The 18,738-nt window shown below is 47.2% G+C and carries 10 protein-coding genes; all 10 read right to left on the minus strand.

Annotated features, from left to right (window positions below; translation table 11 throughout):
* Window positions 1–185: 185 nt before the first annotated feature.
* Complete coding sequence (locus B9A91_RS00305; RefSeq protein ID WP_235012317.1) at window positions 186–1,718, minus strand: DUF4955 domain-containing protein; 1,533 nt, start codon at window positions 1,716–1,718, stop codon at window positions 186–188.
* A gap of 410 nt (window positions 1,719–2,128) precedes the next feature.
* On the minus strand, window positions 2,129–3,568 hold the full coding sequence (locus B9A91_RS00310; protein ID WP_084236306.1) for an alpha-L-fucosidase: 1,440 nt from the start codon (window positions 3,566–3,568) through the stop codon (window positions 2,129–2,131).
* Between the two features lie 99 nt (window positions 3,569–3,667).
* Window positions 3,668–4,852 (minus strand): glycoside hydrolase family 88 protein, encoded by a 1,185-nt coding sequence (locus B9A91_RS00315; protein WP_084236308.1) that lies wholly within the window; start codon window positions 4,850–4,852, stop codon window positions 3,668–3,670.
* Window positions 4,853–4,866: 14 nt separating this feature from the next.
* A complete protein-coding gene (locus tag B9A91_RS00320; RefSeq protein WP_084236310.1) occupies window positions 4,867–6,756 on the minus strand; it encodes an alpha-L-fucosidase in 1,890 nt (629 codons plus the stop codon).
* 15 nt (window positions 6,757–6,771) lie between these two features.
* Window positions 6,772–7,953, minus strand: coding sequence for an alginate lyase family protein (locus B9A91_RS00325; protein WP_084236312.1), 1,182 nt, complete (start codon window positions 7,951–7,953; stop codon window positions 6,772–6,774).
* A gap of 8 nt (window positions 7,954–7,961) precedes the next feature.
* The gene (locus B9A91_RS00330; protein WP_084239518.1) at window positions 7,962–10,109 is read right to left on the minus strand and encodes a glycoside hydrolase family 31 protein; all 2,148 of its coding nucleotides are present in this window, start codon (window positions 10,107–10,109) and stop codon (window positions 7,962–7,964) included.
* Between the two features lie 14 nt (window positions 10,110–10,123).
* Complete coding sequence (locus B9A91_RS00335; RefSeq protein ID WP_084236314.1) at window positions 10,124–12,727, minus strand: glycoside hydrolase family 95 protein; 2,604 nt, start codon at window positions 12,725–12,727, stop codon at window positions 10,124–10,126.
* A 1-nt stretch (window position 12,728) separates the two neighbouring features.
* Window positions 12,729–15,203, minus strand: coding sequence for a glycoside hydrolase family 95 protein (locus tag B9A91_RS00340; protein WP_084236316.1), 2,475 nt, complete (start codon window positions 15,201–15,203; stop codon window positions 12,729–12,731).
* Window positions 15,204–15,207: 4 nt separating this feature from the next.
* Entirely contained in the window at window positions 15,208–17,670 is a 2,463-nt protein-coding gene (locus tag B9A91_RS00345; RefSeq protein ID WP_084236318.1) for a glycoside hydrolase family 2 TIM barrel-domain containing protein, read from the minus strand.
* A 175-nt stretch (window positions 17,671–17,845) separates the two neighbouring features.
* Entirely contained in the window at window positions 17,846–18,724 is an 879-nt protein-coding gene (locus tag B9A91_RS00350; protein ID WP_084236320.1) for an AraC family transcriptional regulator, read from the minus strand.
* Window positions 18,725–18,738: the final 14 nt, after the last annotated feature.

Below are 18,738 nucleotides of genomic sequence, written 5' to 3' on the forward strand. Positions count from 1 at the left end.
AGCCTTTTCGCATGGTCGTTCTTTTTTATCACCCTGCATAACGCTCCAACTAACCGCCCTGCCCTGGCTTAAAAAATTACCTTCTCAGAGAAGGCCTAGGCACTTTTTGCTCTCCCTTTCAGGGAGCCTAAAAGATGCCAGACTTCGAGGAGAATGGTTATTTTTTGACCAGGCAGGGGTACCTATCACTTTCTCATTCTCAGTACTAATTGCGCTTCAAACAATGATTTTGGCAATACCTCTTTACCCTGCAGCTCATTGATTCCTGCATTTTCAAAAGTAACCAGTTTATTGGAGCGAAAACCGACCAGGATAGGTTCTGCAATGGTGTAATTCCTTCTTCGGCTCATGTCCCAGAAATTGTAGTGCTGCTCCTTATCCGATTTATGGTAAAAATTCCAGAGTACCAGGTATTTCCCATGATGTGGATGCCCGCCAAGAGGGCCGCCAAGGTTATAGAAAACACCACCATCAATATTGTCGTACAGCGTTGCATTGGGCTGACCGGAGTGAATATCGAAGTTCTGATCTGTACCCAAGGAACAATTGGTAACCACAGTACCTGCTGCAGCATATCCTGTTCCTGCACCATGGTGCTGCGCACCATTAAATGTGCAATTCCTGATCAGCACCCCATAACCTGTACGGGCATGAACGGAAGCATGTCCTTTTTTGCCCCTGAAATGTGTATTTTCTACTGTTACCTTGTATCCGGAGCGGATAAAAATCCCTTCGTTCCAGTCGTGGAACTCGCAGTTACGCACCCAGCTGTTCTTTACATATTCCATTCCCACAGCTTCATAAGCATAATCGTGGATTTCGTTCTTATGGTGGATAAATTCTTCAGGGTAGCTTTTCCAGTTGCTACTAAACAAAATGTCCTCAATACCACATTCCTCGAGGGCATGATAAGCTTCTATGTTCCAGCTGGCAGATTTCACCATCCTGATGTCGTAATGCAAAGGGTTTTTAAAGCTTACCTTATTGCCATCAATACCGCTAATGGTGTGAATTTCATAGATTTGCATCCCTCCGTTATCACCAAACAGCCGGGTCCACTCCGGTTTAAGCGCCAGATGACCAAAATACATACGCGTATATTCCTCACTGCGGTGCCGGATCACGATGTCCTGCCCTACTTTAAGTTTGGATGCATCTTTTACCACCACGGCAAAAGTCTCCCGTCCGGCATCCTGAACAATGGTGGTTAACTTATCTGCAGCACTGTCATCAGGCTTAAAAAGAAACTGCCGGCCATTGATGCGCATATTGGCCTGGTAGATTTCTGTAACAGTTTTAGCCCCATCCGTACCGCTGCCGCTGCCTTTTAAAACAATGCCGCTTTTAGAAATCCTGATCTGCTTTTTGGCATCTTCATCGCCTGCAATCAGGTATTTTCCGGGAGAGAAAAATACAACGCCACCACCCGGGTTGGCTTCCGCAGCAGCAACAGCTTTCTGGATGGCAGCATCATCAAACTGCTCATCGTTGGGCCTGGCACCATAATCGTCAACCTTAAAAACCTTTTTCCCGCTTACAGCAGGAATGGCCGTTTCAGAAAAGTTATATCCTGCATAAGAAAAATCAGGTAATACCGGTGTATTTCCTGATTTTTTGGCTTTTACAAAATCCTCCCACAAGGGTGCCACTTTCTGAGCCTGTGCACTTACCGAAAACAACAAACAGCAGGCAAAAACCGGCCTAATTATACCTCTCATTTCAATTCAATAAATAATTCAATTATATGCTGCTAAAAAACAACTTCTTTAACTACTCTTCCTATCCCCCCAGGCCCGGAAGAAAAATTACCTTCTCTAACACCTCATCCTATCTCCCCAAGCCCGGAAGAAAAATTACCTTCTCTAACACCTCATCCTATCCCCCAAGCCTGGAAGAAGATTACCTTCTCTAACACCTCATCCTATCCCCCCAAGCCTGGAAGAAAAATTACCTTCTCTAACGCCTCATCCTATCCCCCCAAGCCTGGAAGAAAAATTACCTTCTCTAACGCCTCATCCTATCCCCCAAGCCTGGAAGAAAAATTACCTTCTCAGAGAAGGCCTAGGCGCTTTTTGCTCCCCCTTCGGGAGCCTAAAAGATGCCAGACTTCGAAGAGAATGGTTATTTTTCAGTCTAAAGCCCCGCTTTTCATTTCCTTTTTAGGTGCGGTATCAGCCTGATGGGCAACAGCGCCTTCAAACTCCACCTTAATTACGCTGGCAATCGGATCAGGTGCATTCGCCGGTAAAATAACAGACAGGTCATTGCCATTTAAAGCAGTCTTAAGCTTTGCTTTTGTAGCCAGTAAAGTAGCCGAAAGCACTTTATTTTTTACACCGGGAACAACCAGCTTGCCATTTGCAGGCCAATCAAACACGGAGAAATAAAGCGTTGTACCCCTGGCAGTTTCCTTACGGGTGCAGCGGCCCCAGCTTAATGGTGCAAAGGGACTTGATTTTGTGGCATAGATTGCCTCACTATTCACTTTCATCCAGTCGCCAATGGCTTTAAGCCGGTCTATGCTTTCCTGGGGAAAAGTACCATCGGGTTTAGGCCCGACGTTTAACAAATAATTACCTCCTTTTGAAGCAATGTCGCACAGATTGCGGATCAGGGTTTCTGCCGATTTCCATTTGTGATCTGAAGTTCTGTAACCCCAGGTTCCGTTCATCGTCATGCAGGTTTCCCAATCCATCCCATCCAGTTCGGCCTGACTAGGGATCTTTTGTTCAGGTGTTTTGGTATCACCTGGAAAATTGGGGCGCTTTAAACGGTCGTTGGTAATGATCTGCGGCTGTGTTTTCAAAGCGGCCTGCAATTTAAGTGCAGCCTGATCTGTCATATTGGTTGGGGTATCCCACCAAAGCACGGCAATATCACCGTAATTTGTCATCAGTTCTTTAACCTGCGGCACCGATACCTCATCGATATACTGATCAAATGTCCTGGTCATTTGTGCCGGGTCCCAGTGGCCGTTGTTTGCAGCTGTATAGGCATCTACCTTTGCGGAATCGGGGTTCAACCAGCCCTCACGCATGACTTTCCTGGCAGCAGAGCCTCCCGGATTGTTCCAGTCTTGCGCCTGTGAATAATAAAAGCCCAGTTTGATGCCATATTTTTTACAGGCCGCAGCCAGAGGCTTCAGCAGGTCCTTACCATAGGCAGTAGCATCGGTAACATCCCATTTGCTGGCTTTGGAATTGAATAAGGCAAAACCATCGTGGTGTTTTGCCGTGATGATGAGGTATTTCATACCTGCATCTTTTGCCATTTTTACCCATGCATCCGGATCGTATTTTACAGGGTTAAAGCTTTTGGCCATTTCCTGGTATTCGGCAACGGGGATTTTAGAGCGGTTCATGATCCATTCTGCTCCCCCGCGGAGCTGCTCATGACCTTTATAAACCCCGGCAAACTGGGCATAGATGCCCCAATGGATGAACATGCCAAATTTGGCTTCGCGCCACCAGGCCATACGTTCGTCTTTGGTCAGTGTTTTCTGGCTGTAAGCAGATTGCGCAACCAGGAAAAAGGCGGTTACTGCTAAAAGTATTTTTCGTTTATACATGATGTGATCTTATAATTTGGTTTCCATGCTGAATACTAAAATAAAGAATAACAATGTGCCAATATTCAGCGCAATTGGCTCATCAATAAACAATACACGCTATCTTTTCAAAGCTTTATATCTCAGTAATGCTTCCAGGTAATAATAATCTGCGTACGATAAAGGTACATTTACCTCGCTGTTGGATGGTTTCGAGCCCGTGCTTTCCAGCAGAATAAAACCTTTGTTCTGGCCTACAGGCGAAATGTATTTGGTGCTCAGGCTGTACAGCATTTTATCGGCTTTCTGCAAATAAAGCTTTTTGTTTGTACTGTAACCGCTCAGTTCAAATAAGCCTGAAGCAATTACCGCTGCAGCTGAGGCATCACGTGGTTCTTTCGGGATTTCTGGTGCATTGAAATCCCAGTAAGGCACCAGGTCGGCCGGCATATTCGGATGGTTAAGGATGAAACCCGCAACGCCTTCGGCCTGTTTCAGATAGGCAGGATTTTTGGTGTAGCGGTAACACATGGTATAACCGTACAGGGCCCATGCCTGTCCCCTTGCCCAGGCCGATTCGTGACTGTAGCCCTGATGGGTATTTTTCTTCAGCACCGCACCTGTATTGGGATCATAGTCGATCACATGATAGGAGCTGTAGTCGGGCCGGAAATGGTTTTTGATGGTGGTATTGGCGTGGCTTACGGCAATCTTGTAAAAAGAAGAATCGCCGGTTAACCTTGTGGCTTCAAAAAGCAGTTCCAGGTTCATCATGTTGTCGATGATCACCGGGTTTACCCATTTATCACGGCTGTGGTCCCAGGAAAGGATTACGCCTGTTTTGGGGTTAAAGCGGGTAGCCAGCGTTTTGGCCGACTGGATAATGACGGCTTTATAATGCTGGTCTTTAGTTAAACGGTAGCCTGTACCTACACTGCAATACACCTTAAAGCCCATATCATGGGTCTTTCCGTTGAACTGCTCCTGCTCTATATTAGCCGTAAATTCCTTTGCCTGGGCCATCCAGTTTTGCTTACCGCTATATTCGTAAAGGAACCAGAGCTCTCCGGGAAAGAAGCCACTGGTCCAGTCGCGCGAGGCAACCAGTTTCAGGTTTCCATCTTCTAAAGTCCGGGGGGCTACAAGGTCGGCTTTGGCCCCTGCGGCTTTAACTTTCTGAATTTCTTTCAGCATCACCAGGGTTTGCTGATCGGCATGTTGAAAGGCTTTTTTTACATCTACTTTCTGGGCAAAGCTTGTTCCTGCAAAAAGCAGGGCCGTACATATGATTGATAATGTTTTCATCTTGTCTATTGTTTTTATTTCATGGGTATCAATTGAATTTCAAGCAGGCGCATCAGTTCCGGACCTTTAATATCCAATGCTTTAACTATCAGTTCCTGCTGTCCGGGTTTAAGTTCGGCGGCGCCAATTTCCTGGCTCACTACCGCTCCTTTTTTGGAAGCGATCACCTGCTGCTGCTGAGCGAAACCATCGATTTTAACTTCGTAAGTTGAACCGCCTTCTTCTGCAATATACTTTGCAATAATTTTATACTTGCCGGCTTTCAGCAACCTCAAATCCCATGAGAGGTAATCTGTTCTGTTTTTCCAACCGGTTACATAATATTTATCGGTTTTTCCATCGCCAAAGCCCATTTTGCCATGTACTTTTGCATCGAATACCAGGAACCTGTTTACCGGAATGTTAGCGGCAACAAGCCTTGCAGCATCGGCTTCTATATTGCCTTTGGTTTCCAGTACAATGACCAAATCCGGGCTGCCAGAAGATTTCGGGGGCAGGCCAATATTGAGGGTTGTGGCATCCAGGCGCTTCACCTGCAACGGCTTTTTGGATTTATCGGTTAGCAACCAGACTTTACCAACTTCGGTTTTCAGACCACCAAGCTCTAAATTGCCGTCTTGCGGCCAGTGGAATACATGCAGGTAAATCTGCTTTCCTTTTTGTGTGGTTACGCCCCAGGCCGGGATGGGCAGTTGTCCGCGCGCGGTACCATAAATGGATTGACCATTCTGGTTTAACCAGCCTCCGATACTGTCGAGTATCCGCGTATCCCTGGTGTCGAAACTGCCATCTCCTTTCGGGCCTATGTTCATCAATAGATTTGCACCCCGGGACGCGGAGTTGGCCAGCAGCTGGATAAAGAATTTTGCGGACTTATGGCTGTTGTCGTGTAGAGAATAACCATAGGATTCATTGGTGGTAGGAATGGCTTCTGCATCACCATTAACGGTAAGCAGTTCTGCCGGCCTGTCGCCCGTATTTACATAATCACCAAAGTTTCCGGTAGCACTCCTTGCCAGGCGGCCGTTCACCACAATATTGGGATCTGTATCCCTGATGGCCTTCAAAATCCTGATGTTTTCAGACAAAGGCAGCTTATGCGGGGTATCGAACCATAGGATATCAGGATGATATTTGCTGATCAGTTCTTTGATTTGGGGGATCGCTTTTTCGTCTACATACTTTACAGCTTTAGGCAGCCATTCGGGATGACTATCGAACCAGTTTGCACCGCCCAGCAGTTTATCCCCTCCGGGGTTGTTGTATTCCCAGTCGTTGCCCGGCGCATCTGGATGCTCCCAGTCGAACGCATGCGAGTAGTAAAAGCCAAACTTCATGCCCTGCTTTTTTGCAGCCGCGGCCAGTTCGGCCATGGGATCACGTTTAAATGGACTTTGCTGAACCACATTAAAGTCGGACACCGCTGAATTGTACATAGCAAAACCATCGTGATGTTTTGCTGTGATGATGAAATAGCGCATACCTGCCTTTTTGGCCCTTGAGATCCATTCATCGGCATTGAATTTTTCAGGGTTGAAAGTATGGGCAAGGGCCAGGTAATCTGCCCTGCTGATCTTCTCTTTACGCATCAGATGTTCAGAATAGCCCTTTACTTCTTTCCCTTTCCATTCGCCGGCTGGAACGGAATAAATGCCCCAATGAATAAACATACCAAAGCGTGCATCGCGCCACCATTGGATACGTTCATCATGGGTTTTCATAGCATTTTTCCACCAGCCGCTGCGTGCTTCGTCTATTGCTTTCTGGTCGCGCTGCTGCGCGCGGTTAAACATCTCTTTGTCCTCATCTCCGGCTACCTGCCCAAAGGCAACTGTATGGGTTAGCAGTAAGGCTGAGCAGGCCAAATGGAAAAATACCTGTTTATGTTTTATATTAATTTTCATGCTTTTATTTCTCTGTTAATCCAGCCATATCAAAGGGTTTCTTACCGGCAGGTTACGGATCACCTCCTCAACCTTCGGGTCGTGGTCCAGCTTTGCCCAAGTGGTCATCCATTCTTTATTTTTATACGCAATGGCCCCAAATACGAGGAAGGGCTGAGCCACAGGCCAGTTGTCCCAATACATCACATCAGGTTTTAAAGTCCATTTGTTTTTATCCGCCACAAAGGGGTAGAGGTATTTAATGCCTTTTTCTATGGATTTTCCATCGGTGGTCTGGTAAGTCCACAGGTTATCATTTTTAGTGGATAGGATCTGGCAGAGGGTTGTCATGGCATCCAGGTTAAAAATAGAATAGCCGTAGGGTTTGGTACGTGCCAGCTCCCTTGGAAAACTGCCGTCAGCAGCCATCTGGCTGGGCAGCAATACCGTTTTATACCTTTCGCGACAAAAATCCATCAGTTTCAAATCGCCGCATAATTTGGCGAATGAGGCCACTTGCATGGTAAAACAGGTGCCGTGGTTATTTGCAGCGTTCATTTCATCTTTGCCGTATTGGTGGGTCATTAGCCATTGCAGGTAGGCAGCAAACCATTTCCTTGTCCCTGCCAGCACCGCCGGCGCGAGTGCCTTTTGCATGACGATTACACCCTGGGCCACTTCCATCAGCTGGATAGTATCGATGATGCCGATACCGCGACCAGTAAAGCGGCCTTTTATAGCTTGTGCAAACTGCAGATTTGGATTCATCAGGGTTCCCTGACTAATGAACCATGCCTGCAGGTGCAGCATGGCCTGCTTTACATATTTTTCCTGGCCAGTAAGCCTATAAGCCGATGCCAGGGCACCTATGATCTGACTGAAACGGATCATGGCCAGGCGGTGGGCCACAAAATTCTGGGGGTTGGTCATCCCATCCTTCTGAATATAAGGCCCATCCGGATTTTGCGGATCAGGCCACCAGTAGTCGCCTTCCGAATAAAAATCATGTTTACCGCCCGCACTTCTGGCGGTGCTTTCGGCTGTTACAGTAACCGGCTCCTGCTGCATGGCCCATTCGGCATTTTTAAGGATCAGTGCGCTCAGGGTTTTGACAACTTCCCTATTTGCAGGTCCTTTTTCCTTTTCTGCGGCCCTGCCTGCCGGTGTTTTTCCGATCAGCAGTGCCAATGTTAAAGCGGTTAAAATAAATCCTTTCATGATCGCATTTATTTGGTCATAGCCTTGAAGCTTACTTTGTTCAGTGTATTCGGCTTTCCTTTTTCGGCTGCAGAAACGAAGGTTTTCAGTTTACCGCCGGCATCTTTTGAAACCGTGATGGTCCTGAAACTGTACGCGCCTTTTTCGTAATTGAATGTTTCACCGTCATCATCGTACAGCATGTATTTGCCCGGTTTGCTACCATAATACCTGATCTCCAGGTCTACTTTCTCTGATGGTTTTGGCGCATGCATCAGTGCAGGGCCCATAGGGATGATGCCGCCATCTTTAACATACACAGGTATTTTATCCAGACCAGGGCTTACGCTGATCACTTGTCCGTCACCGGCATATTCGCCGGTATAGAAATCGAACCATTTGCCTTTAGGCAATATTACTGTACGGGTTTGTTTTCCCGCGAACATGGGCGCTACCAGCAGGTATTCACCGGCCATGTACTGGTCTTTTACTTCTTTGCTTATGGCTTCCACGTATGGATTTTCTTCCAGGTTGGTGGTTTTTATCTCTTTTTTCACTTCAGCCTGGTAACCATCCTCGAGGTTCATGGCCCGGAATGGCGGAATGCCCTGGAAATGATATTTTGCGAACTCACTGTACCAGTAAGGCATCATTTGCATGCGCAGTAAGGCCATGTCTTTTACCTGCTTTTCCACTTCCGGGTAAGACCATGGCTTGGTGCCGCTGGACCAGGCGTTGATCATCGCCATTGGCGAAAACACTACCGACTGCATCCTGCGCAGCCATTCTTCGGCAGTTTTAGAGGCACGGGCTTCCGGAGTCCACAATACGCCTGAAAAGCCGCTGTTGATCAGCGCCGTAATAAAATCTTCATGATTGTAATAATCATTATAAATGACATAAGGCAATGCAGTACCACCACCGTTGGATGCACGTACCAGTCCATAGGTACGCTGGTTACGCTCATGGTACATATCGGCGCTGTATTTCTGGATCAGCAGACCATAGGTCTGGCGCATCTGCTCTGCGCTATGTCCGGAAGGGAACAGCGACACATCCGGCCAGAGGTAATGGTCGTAGCCATCCACTTCATCGAATTTATAGCCGCTGATGCCAATATCCACCTGGCTTTTTTTCAGTTGCCCGAAAAGGATATCCCTTGCCTGGGGCATGGTCAGATCCGGCACTGCACCCAGCCATACCGTATGGTCGGCTGTAAAAGGTTTGATGCTGTTGTAGATACCCGCCTGTGGCGAAACGTAGGGATTGCTCCAGAGGTTTAACCTGATGCCTTTGTTCAGCATATTTTTTACAAAGCCGGAAGGATCAGGATAACGTGATTTGTCCCACTCAAAAGTACATGGATAAGCTTTGCTCTGCCAGCCTGGCTCCAGTCCGATGAAATCGAGCGGGAAGCCTTTATCGGCAAAAGCCTTTGCTTCTGCCTCCACCTCGCTTGCAGTAAATAAAGTTTTTACACGCTGCGTAAATCCCAATCCCCAGCGCGGTGGCAATACACCTCCGCCATTCAGCAGGTTATACCTGCGCACTGCATCGAGTGGCTTCGGACCGGCAAATACGTAAAACTCTACCCCTTCTGCCGGAACCAGGATTTCTACGCCATCCGAATACGGTCTTGAGGACCAGGATTTATCGGTATTACGGTCTTTGGCTTCAGGTACATTCTTTCCCTCGCGCAATACAGCTGAGCCCGCATAAATGTTTAAATAACGTGCCGAATTGACAAATACGCCATAACCATTGGAGGATACGTAAAAAGGTGTAGGTGCATGTGTACGGCCATTGTCTTTGCCCCCATAGTGGTCAACGTGCAATTGCAGTATTTTACCGCGCTGATGTACGGTCTGGAAGTTCAGGCCAAAGCCATACAATTGTTCTTTTTTATCGAGCGGAAACCTTAAATAGGTCTTACCATCGACAAGTTTGGCCGTAATCTCATCCTTGGACAAAGGAAATGCGGCATCTCCCGCCGCTTTCAACCCCTCTAAAGCAGGTTTTGCGCCCGCGGCAGTCAGCAGGTTATAACTTTCAGGTTTCCCTATTGTGCCCTTCCAGACGCCAGGGGCAACAGTTTCCCATTGGATTTCCTGCGCAGACAATCTGGTACATAGTAACAAAAGGAGGACGCAGGAGGCATATTTTACAAATCGGTTCATAGCAGGTATCATATTTACAAGACGGTTATTTTATAGGTTTTACCTTTCTCAGTAGGAAAATCAATGGTATAGTTCTGCTTCAGGTTCAGGTCCTGAAGTTTCGCTTCTTTATTTTTACGGTATTCTGGTCTTTCTGATGTGGCGTTCAAAGGATTTTCATTGGGCCCTTCAGCCGGTCTGGCGGTAACACCCTCCACTTTTACAGGAAGGTTGGTGGCTATGCGGCAATTGCCGCCCGAGCCTGAATATAGCGTTGCGGTGGTTAACCTTCCCTGGTTCCATTCCAGATCTACCCGGAAATTGCCCCTTGCTTTTATGCCTTTGATGCTACCTTTTGTCCATTCGTCGGGCAAAGCGGGCAACAGGCGCAACTCATCGGTATTGCTTTGCAGGAGCATTTCGGTGATACCTGCGGTAGCCCCGAAATTGCCATCGATCTGGAAAGGTGGATGTGCGTCGAAGAGGTTCGGATAAGTTCCGCCCCCACTCATTTGCACATTGGTAAGCTGCGCCATCGTTTTTGAAGGACCTTTCTCAGGTTCCAGGGTTTTGGCCGGATCGATCAGTGTAAGTCCGGATTTGAGTATTTTTAAAGCATGGTTTCCATCCTGGAGCCTGGCCCACCAGTTGATTTTCCAGGCCATAGACCATCCTGTACTCACATCACCACGATGCAGGAGCGACTGTTTGGCCGCTGCTGCCAGTTCTGGTGTATTTTGTATGGTAATCTGGTTGCCCGGATACAGGGCAAACAAATGCGACAAATGCCGGTGTGTATCTTTAGGGTCGTCTACATCGTTAAACCATTCCTGCAGCTGGCCATAACGGCCGATGTTGAAAGGATAAAGCTTTGCTTTTGCGGCTTCAAGCTCCGCACGAAATGCGGCATCTGCGCCCAGTACTTTTGAGGCTGCAATGCAGTCTGTAAACAGCTCGCGGATGATGCCCATATCCATAGTTGTAGCCTTGCTCACTTCATATTCCTTACCATCAATTTTAAATACATTCTCGGGCGAGGTAGAGGGATTGGTGACCAGATACCCGCTTTGGTTATCTTTTACAAGCCATTTCAGCATAAATTCTGCCGCACCTTTCATGAGCGGATAGCCCTTTTCTTTCAGGAATACTTTATCTCCTGTAAACAGGTAATGGTCGTACAGGTGGGTGCTTAACCAGGCTCCCCCCATGGGCCAGGCCGACCAGCGTGGTGCGGCTTTAGGGTCCCAGTCGTACCCTCCGGAAGGGGAGGTTTTGGTCCAGATGTCACTATTGTGATGCACCACCCAGCCTTGCTGAATGTTGTAGTTGACTTTTGCCGTTTTGCCCCCATTAACTGCCATACGGCCAATTAAATCAAATAACGGCTGGTGCAGTTCGGAAAGATTGGTCTGTTCTGCCAGCCAATAGTTCATCTGGGTATTGGCATTGACCGTATAATTGCTGCCCCAGGGCGGCTGCACATGGTCGTTCCAAAGTCCCTGTAAATTGGTAGCCTGTGAGCCAGGTCTTGAACTGGCGATCATCAGATAGCGGCCAAACTGGTAATACAGCACCTGCAGGCCTTGGTCGTTCCCCAGTTTCCCCTGCCGGGAAAGCCTGACATTGGTAGGCAGTTTCGACAATTCGGGATCATTCTGCAATTGAAAAGAAACCCTGTCAAATAGTTTTTTATAGTCGGCTATATGCGCAGTTTTGATTGCTGCATAAGGTCTTGCGTAAGCTTTCGCCAGTTCTGCTGTAGGTGCTACAGATGGGTCTTTACCTTCCAGTCCGGGGGATTTATCAAATCCGTTAAAACTAGTGCCATTTGTAAGGTAAATGGTTACGGCATCTGCCTTGTTTACGGCAATGCCGTTTCCTGCTGCTTTGGCCGTTCCGCCTTCGGCCTTTACCCGCACATGAACTTCAAAGTTCATCCCCTCTTTATCGTCGTATATGATCTGTTGTGGTTCCGATACGCGATGTGCTACATGCTTGGGGGCCTTTCCTTTCAGTACCAGGTAATCTGCAGCGGTAGCGGCTACGCTGTACCTGAGCTTACTGCTGATGCTGGTATGGAAGCTGATGGAACCCGGTTTATCGGCGGTAATCCGGATCAGCATTGCCTTTTCGGGATAACTGATAAAAGTTTCCCGTTTGTAGCTTACCCCGGCCAGTGTATAACTTACGGTGCTTACCGCATTGCTGATGTCCAGTTCACGGCGATAAGCAGTAGGGACGGAATCCTTAAGGTTAAAATCCAGGAACAGATCTGCCATAGTTAAATAGCGTGCAGAATAAGGGCCTTGCAGGTTCTTTTTCCAGATTTCAGCGGCCTTATCGTAAGCCCCTTCAAAAACCGCCTGTCTGACCAGTGGCAGTGCTGCCGGGCCTTTAGGATTGTTTCCGGCCTCAGGGGCACCCGACCATAAGGTACCATCGTTCAACTGAAAACGCTCCCTGTTTACCCTTCCAAATGCCATTGCACCGGTTTTTCCATTACCCAGCGGCAAGGCCTCTTCCCATATTTTAGCGGGTTGGTTGTACCACAGCTTTAAGGCATTATGCTGTTTTTGCTGGGCAGAAATGCTCCCTGCAGTGCAGATCAATAAAAAGGAAAGCAGTTTAGCTCTGGTCATATCAGTTTATGTTAAAAGTATAGTCCTTACCTGCCACAGTTTTCAAATCATATGCTGTTGATGACGGGATACCAACAGGATTTAGCTTTGCAGCAGCTGAAATTAATGGCGCTTTAATTTCGGGGACTTCATAAAAAGCATTGGTATTCGGACCTGATGCATCAGTAAGGCCTGTTGTATTTAACTTCAGGTTGCTGTTGATACGCAGCCGGCAATTGCCGCCAAGGAGGGATTTTATTTTTAAATGGGTAATTACCTTATTCCTCCAGCTGATGTCTACCACGTAACCGCCCCGGGCAACCAAGCCTTTAACCTCTCCCGAAGGCCAGGTATCAGGCAATGCAGGTAAGATATGCAGGGCACCATCGTGCGATTGCAGCAGCATTTCGGCAATGCCGGCGGTACAGCCAAAATTGCCATCTATCTGGAAAGGCGGGTGTGCATCAAACATATTCGGATAAGTTCCCCCACCGGTAGTATTCACACCATCTATCCTTCCACCTACCAGTTTAAGCTGATCTGTGATGAGTTTATAGGCATGATTGCCGTCCAGGAAACGGGCCCATAAGTTCACCTTCCAGCCCATAGACCAGCCTGTAGCCGGATCGCCCCGGTAAGTCAGGGAAGTCCTTGCTGCATCGAACAGCTCCGGTGTCCGGTATGGCGAAATCTGGTTGCTTGGGTACAAACCGTAAAGGTGCGATACGTGACGGTGCTTGTCATCTGTACGGTCCGAATCGTGCATCCATTCCTGCAGCTGATTGTGCTTTCCGATCTGCATGGGCGCAAGACGGGCCAAGGTGGCTTTCAGCTTAGCCTGGAAATCCCTATCGGTTTTCAGGATTTCGGCAGCTTTAGCAGTTTTGGTGAACAGGTCGAACAGCAATTGGTTATCCATTGTAGTGCCTGCCGCTATAGAAATGCGTTTTCCTGCTACATAGGTATTTTCAGGGGAATTGGAGGGCGTTACCACCAGCCATTTGTGTACAGGCTCTTCCTGTAATACATCCAGGTAAAATTCAGAAGCCCCTTTTAAAACAGGGTAATATTCTTTTAAAAACTGCTGATCGCCGGTAAACATGTAGTGGTCCCACAAGTGCTGGCTCAGCCAGTTGCCCCCCATAGGCCATAAACCTGCATATGGGCGGTCTACCGGACCTGTGATGCGCCACAGATCGGTATTGTGGTGTGTTACCCAGCCCTTGGCGCCATACATCACTTTGGCGGTTTCCTGACCGGTAACAGATAGGTCTTTCAGCATTTTAAATAACGGGTCGTGCAGTTCCGAAAGGTTGGTCACCTCCGCAGGCCAGTAATTCATCTCTGTATTGATGTTGATGGTATATTTACTGTCCCAGGGCGCCAGCATTTTATCGTTCCAGATGCCCTGCAAAGTTGGAGGCTGGTTTCCTGGTTGCGAGCTGCAAATGAGCAGGTATCGGCCAAACTGGAAATACAAAGCCGCCAGGTGCGGGTCATTTGTTCTGGCAAATTCGGCAATACGCTGATCTGTAGGTTTATTTACCGCTTCGGTAACACCGATGTTGAACTTTACACGGTTGAAATATTGCTGATAGAATTTAATGTGGGCAGCTAAAGCATCTGCATATTTCTTTTTGACGGCCTGATCTAAAAACGATGCAGCTTTGGCACCTTCATTTCCGGTTACATCGTGGTAATTCTTAAAATTGGTGGCTATGGAAATGTAAACGGTGGCCGCATTTGCATTTTTTATTATCCAGGCATTGTTTTGCAGGGATACCCTGCCGCCTTCGGCCAAAACTTTTACCTGGGATTCAAACCTGATCTGCCCCTTTTCGCCCTCATGATCTGAAGTGAGGCCGGACAGGATCAGTTTACCATTTTCCGTGCGTACGCTGCCTTTTTGCTGGGTATCCATACCGGCATTGAAACTGATCTTGCCTGGCTTGTCTGCCGTTAAGCGGACTACCATAACCTGATCGGTAAAAGAAGAGAAGATCTCCCTTTTATAATGCACACCCCCGGCCTGGTAAGTAACCGTAGCCAGCGCTTTTTCTATATTTAAATCGCGGTAATAATGCGATGCTTTCTCTGCCCCCTCTACCTGTAAAAAAAGGTTACCTACGGGCTGATAGATCATCCCGCTGTTCTTTTTAGGGAACATTTCCACATCGGCCAGGGCTTGTGCTTCTTCAAATTTTCCTTCAAAGATCAGCTTTCTAAGCGCCGGGATTGCTGCACCAGAGGCCGAAGTGATGTTGCTGTTGGGACCTCCGGACCATACGGTTTCTTCGTTTAACTGAAGTTGTTCTTTAGATGGGTTACCAAAAACCATGGCGCCAAGCCGGCCGTTGCCAATGGGCAGGGCCTCGTTCCAGTTTTCGGCCGGGCTATTGTACCACAATTTCAGGGTACCATCGTTCTTTTTTGTTTGCGCAAATGCTATCGAATTTCCAGTTAGCAGTACAAATACCAGGAGCTTTTTAATCATCATTATTTTAAAGTTCTACAAATGCAGATGGCAGTCCATCTGACTTAACACTCGCCACGCTTTTGCCTTTATTGAGGTCAACACTGATCAGGGCCCTGCCATTATAGAGCTGGACTTTACGTGACCCGCTGGAAGTCCCCTGGTCATCAATCAATTTACCATCACCTGTAAGGCCAAAGGTGATATAGCTGCGTGCGTCTAAACACAATATATTGTTTTTATCAAGTAATTTCACCTGGATCACAGCAATGTTATCCTTTTCAGAAAGCTTTTCCAGTACCAGTTTAGCCGGTTTATCCCATTTTTCGGTCTGGTACTCCTGTACGATCTCATCGCTGATGGTCTTACCATCTTTAGTAGTGGCTACAACTTTAATTTCATTTTTACCGGGCTGGTATTTCACCATCCATTTTAAACCTGCTGCCGGATAGCTCTGACTGTTCCTTTTCTTTTTGCCCATGCTTTTGCCGTTCAGGAACAGCTCTGCCTCAGCACAATTGGAGTACACCTTAACCATTTTCTGCTCTCCTGCATCGCCCCATCTTACCGGCCATGAATGTCCGTAAATGTGCACCATAGGCGTTTTTGTCCAGTACGACTGAAATACATAATACGCTTCTTTTTTGCTGAAGTCCCGTTCAACGACCCCCTTCTGGTTCATGTATGGAACCGGGTTATCCGGGCGTACAGGCGTAGAGAAATCTTTGAAAGGCCAGTAGGCAGCTCCCGTTAGCCAGGGCATATTTTCCTGCTCCTTTAAGTGCCAGTCGATCAGGTTCACAATATAACTTTCACTCCAGTCGCCATCCTTAGACACCCTGGCACTGCCGCCAAACAAGGAAGCATCACCATCCCGTTCATCGGTACCAACACCTGTCTGAACAGCGCTTAGCGCCTTATCCGGACTTTCAGAATGACGGCCGGCATGGCTATCGCCTCCCCATTCTACGTGCAGGAAGTGTTCTACCCTTTCAAATTCTTTTTTCGAAGCTTCCTTATATTCGGTATAGATGCCCCGGTACCAACCTGCCCATATAGAGGGTGAATAAACATCAACGATGTCCTTACAAAAATCGCATCTGCGGATGGCAGTTTTGCGTGAGGGATCCAGTTTATGGGAAAGATCGTTCAGCTCCTTCATAAAAGTCCTGATCTTCTGCTCATCAAATTCATTGAAATCGCCCGGCCAGTCGTTCTCATTGCCCAATCCCCATATGATTACCGAGGCATGGTTATAATGCTGCTCAATCATATTGGTCAGCATTCTGCGTCCCTGCTCCTTATACACCTCTCCCCCCAAACCACCGCGGCACCATGGAATTTCTTCCCACACCAGGATGCCCAGGCTGTCGCAGAGATCCAGGACAATCCTGGATTGCTGGTAATGGCCAAGACGGATAAAGTTGACACCCATATCTTTCATCATCTGCATCTCCTGCCGGATCATCTCTTCCGTCATGGCCGCTGCTACCCCGGCATGGTCTTCATGACGGTGCGTGCCCCTGAGCAGCAAGCGCTTTCCATTCAGCATAAAGGGGCCTTTTTTAACGAATTCAAAATTCCTGAAGCCGATCTTTTCTGTATGCACATGTGCAATGCCCCTGGCCGTAACGGTAGTTTGCACGGTATAAAGCACAGGGCGTTCGGGCGACCATAACCTTGGGCTTTTTATACTGGTTTCCCATAATGCTTTATCGCCATTAAAAGCTTTCATCTGGTTTTCCCAGCTGCCCAGTGTTTTGCCTTCGGGGTCTTTTACTTCTATTTTCAGGCTAACGGTATCTATACCTTCAGGGTTCAGCAGGCGGCCGCTGATGTTCAGTTTACCCAGACTGCCTTTTGCATCTACACTTGCAGCCGCAAAAATCTTGTCGACAGCCACCTTTGGGGTATAAACAAGGTTAAGGTAGCGGTACAGACCGCCATATACATTAAAATCGGATAAACTGGATGGGATCATTTCCAGGTCTCGGGAGTTGTCGCACCTGATGGACAGCGGCACCTTACCTTTGAACTGTTTTTGAAAGACATCAGTTTTTTTAAAGGCATTTACCGCATCGGTAATATCGGCAGTCCATTCATCATATCCCCCAACATGCTCTGCGACTTTTTTATCGTAGATGTAAACCTGCGTTTTTTGTCCCGCCCCCTCAAAATGCAATAAGCTGCGCCCCTCAGTATAGGGATTTTTCAGGTCCAGCAAGGTTCGGTACCATCCGGGGCCCTGGTAATAATTTACATCGGGGTCCACTCCATCCAGGGCATTGAAACAATGGGGTAAATTTACTTTCTCCCATAAGGGAACGCTTTCCGGATTGCCTTCTTTAACAGGCCTTATGGCTTCCCATATCCCCCCAAGATCTCCTTTTAAATATTCCCAATTGTGGGTTAACCTTTGCTTATTCTGCGCAAAAACGTACTGACTGCAAACAAGCAATCCTAATAAAAATACCAGCTTAACTCTCTTCACTTCTTAATTAATGTAAAATAAAAATATACTTGATTGCTGCACGTCTCTGAATCAGCTAAATTGCGAATTAGCTTATTGTAATCGTTTCGCCCTTTTAGCTTATTCATCAACTATTTTGGCAAAACAATTCCAGGCTGGTATGCACCAGCCGTTCAAAAAGGGGCATTATTTTGATTTATGCGCAGGCGCTAATGAACTCTTTCTGATAACATAGCGGACTTTTGCCTGTTATCTTTTTGAAGCACTTGTGGAAACTTGCAAAGTTATTGAAGCCGCTGTTATAGCATACCTGTTTCAGGTTCTGGCTATGTTCGATCAGTAACTTACAGGCCTGCCCAACTTTAACTTCGATTAAAAACTGGGAATAGGTTTTGCGTGTACGGGATTTAAAATAGCGGCAGAAAGAGTTCGGACTGATCCTGGCCACTTCGGCAATTTCTTCCAGATAGATCTTATTTTTAAAATTGGCATAGGTATAATCGTAAACATCATTGATCCTGTCCTTTTCAACCATTTCCAGATCATTGTGGAAGCCTACTGAAGAAAGTACTTCGAGCTGCGATGATTTGGCGATTTCTACCAGGGCCTGCATCAGGATGATGATCTTTTCCGTACCTTCTGCTTTCAGCATTTTGGTGATCAGCTCGGCAACCAGGGCTTTGTTTTTGCCGGTCACCTTTACCCCTCTTTTGGCTTTTTCAAGGATGTCTTTTAACAGTTTATTTTCTGGAAGGTTTAAAAAACAATCGCCAAACAGGTTCTCACTGAAATGACATACCCTTACATCTGCAGGAGCCGGCTTTACATCTGTGGTAAAATAGGCCTCATCGAACCTCCAGTAATGCGGCAGGTTTGCGCCCAGCAATACGATATCACCCGATTTAAAACGTTTGATGCTATCACCGATAAATTGCGTGCCATTGCCTTTATTAAAATAGATCAGTTCAATTTCCTGGTGGTAATGCCATTTATTATTGATAGAAGGTTCCAGATCCTGCCTAACACTGAATGACTGCGCTGGCTCCATTGATACTTTAAGTAGTTGTGCTTTCATGATCAATACATTTG

The sequence above is a fragment of the Pedobacter africanus genome (assembly GCF_900176535.1).
In the GTDB taxonomy this organism is placed as follows: Bacteria; Bacteroidota; Bacteroidia; order Sphingobacteriales; family Sphingobacteriaceae; genus Pedobacter; species Pedobacter africanus.

Bases quoted from the DNA above. Each gene is read 5' to 3' on its own strand.
- B9A91_RS00335 (WP_084236314.1), bottom strand. From the start codon at position 12,727: ATGACCAGAGCTAAACTGCTTTCCTTTTTATTGATCTGCACTGCAGGG.
- B9A91_RS00350 (WP_084236320.1), bottom strand. From the start codon at position 18,724: ATGAAAGCACAACTACTTAAAGTATCAATGGAGCCAGCGCAGTCATTC.
- B9A91_RS00340 (WP_084236316.1), bottom strand. From the start codon at position 15,203: ATGATGATTAAAAAGCTCCTGGTATTTGTACTGCTAACTGGAAATTCG.
- B9A91_RS00320 (WP_084236310.1), bottom strand. From the start codon at position 6,756: ATGAAAATTAATATAAAACATAAACAGGTATTTTTCCATTTGGCCTGC.
- B9A91_RS00305 (WP_235012317.1), bottom strand. From the start codon at position 1,718: ATGAGAGGTATAATTAGGCCGGTTTTTGCCTGCTGTTTGTTGTTTTCG.
- B9A91_RS00330 (WP_084239518.1), bottom strand. From the start codon at position 10,109: ATGAACCGATTTGTAAAATATGCCTCCTGCGTCCTCCTTTTGTTACTA.
- B9A91_RS00310 (WP_084236306.1), bottom strand. From the start codon at position 3,568: ATGTATAAACGAAAAATACTTTTAGCAGTAACCGCCTTTTTCCTGGTT.
- B9A91_RS00325 (WP_084236312.1), bottom strand. From the start codon at position 7,953: ATGAAAGGATTTATTTTAACCGCTTTAACATTGGCACTGCTGATCGGA.
- B9A91_RS00315 (WP_084236308.1), bottom strand. From the start codon at position 4,852: ATGAAAACATTATCAATCATATGTACGGCCCTGCTTTTTGCAGGAACA.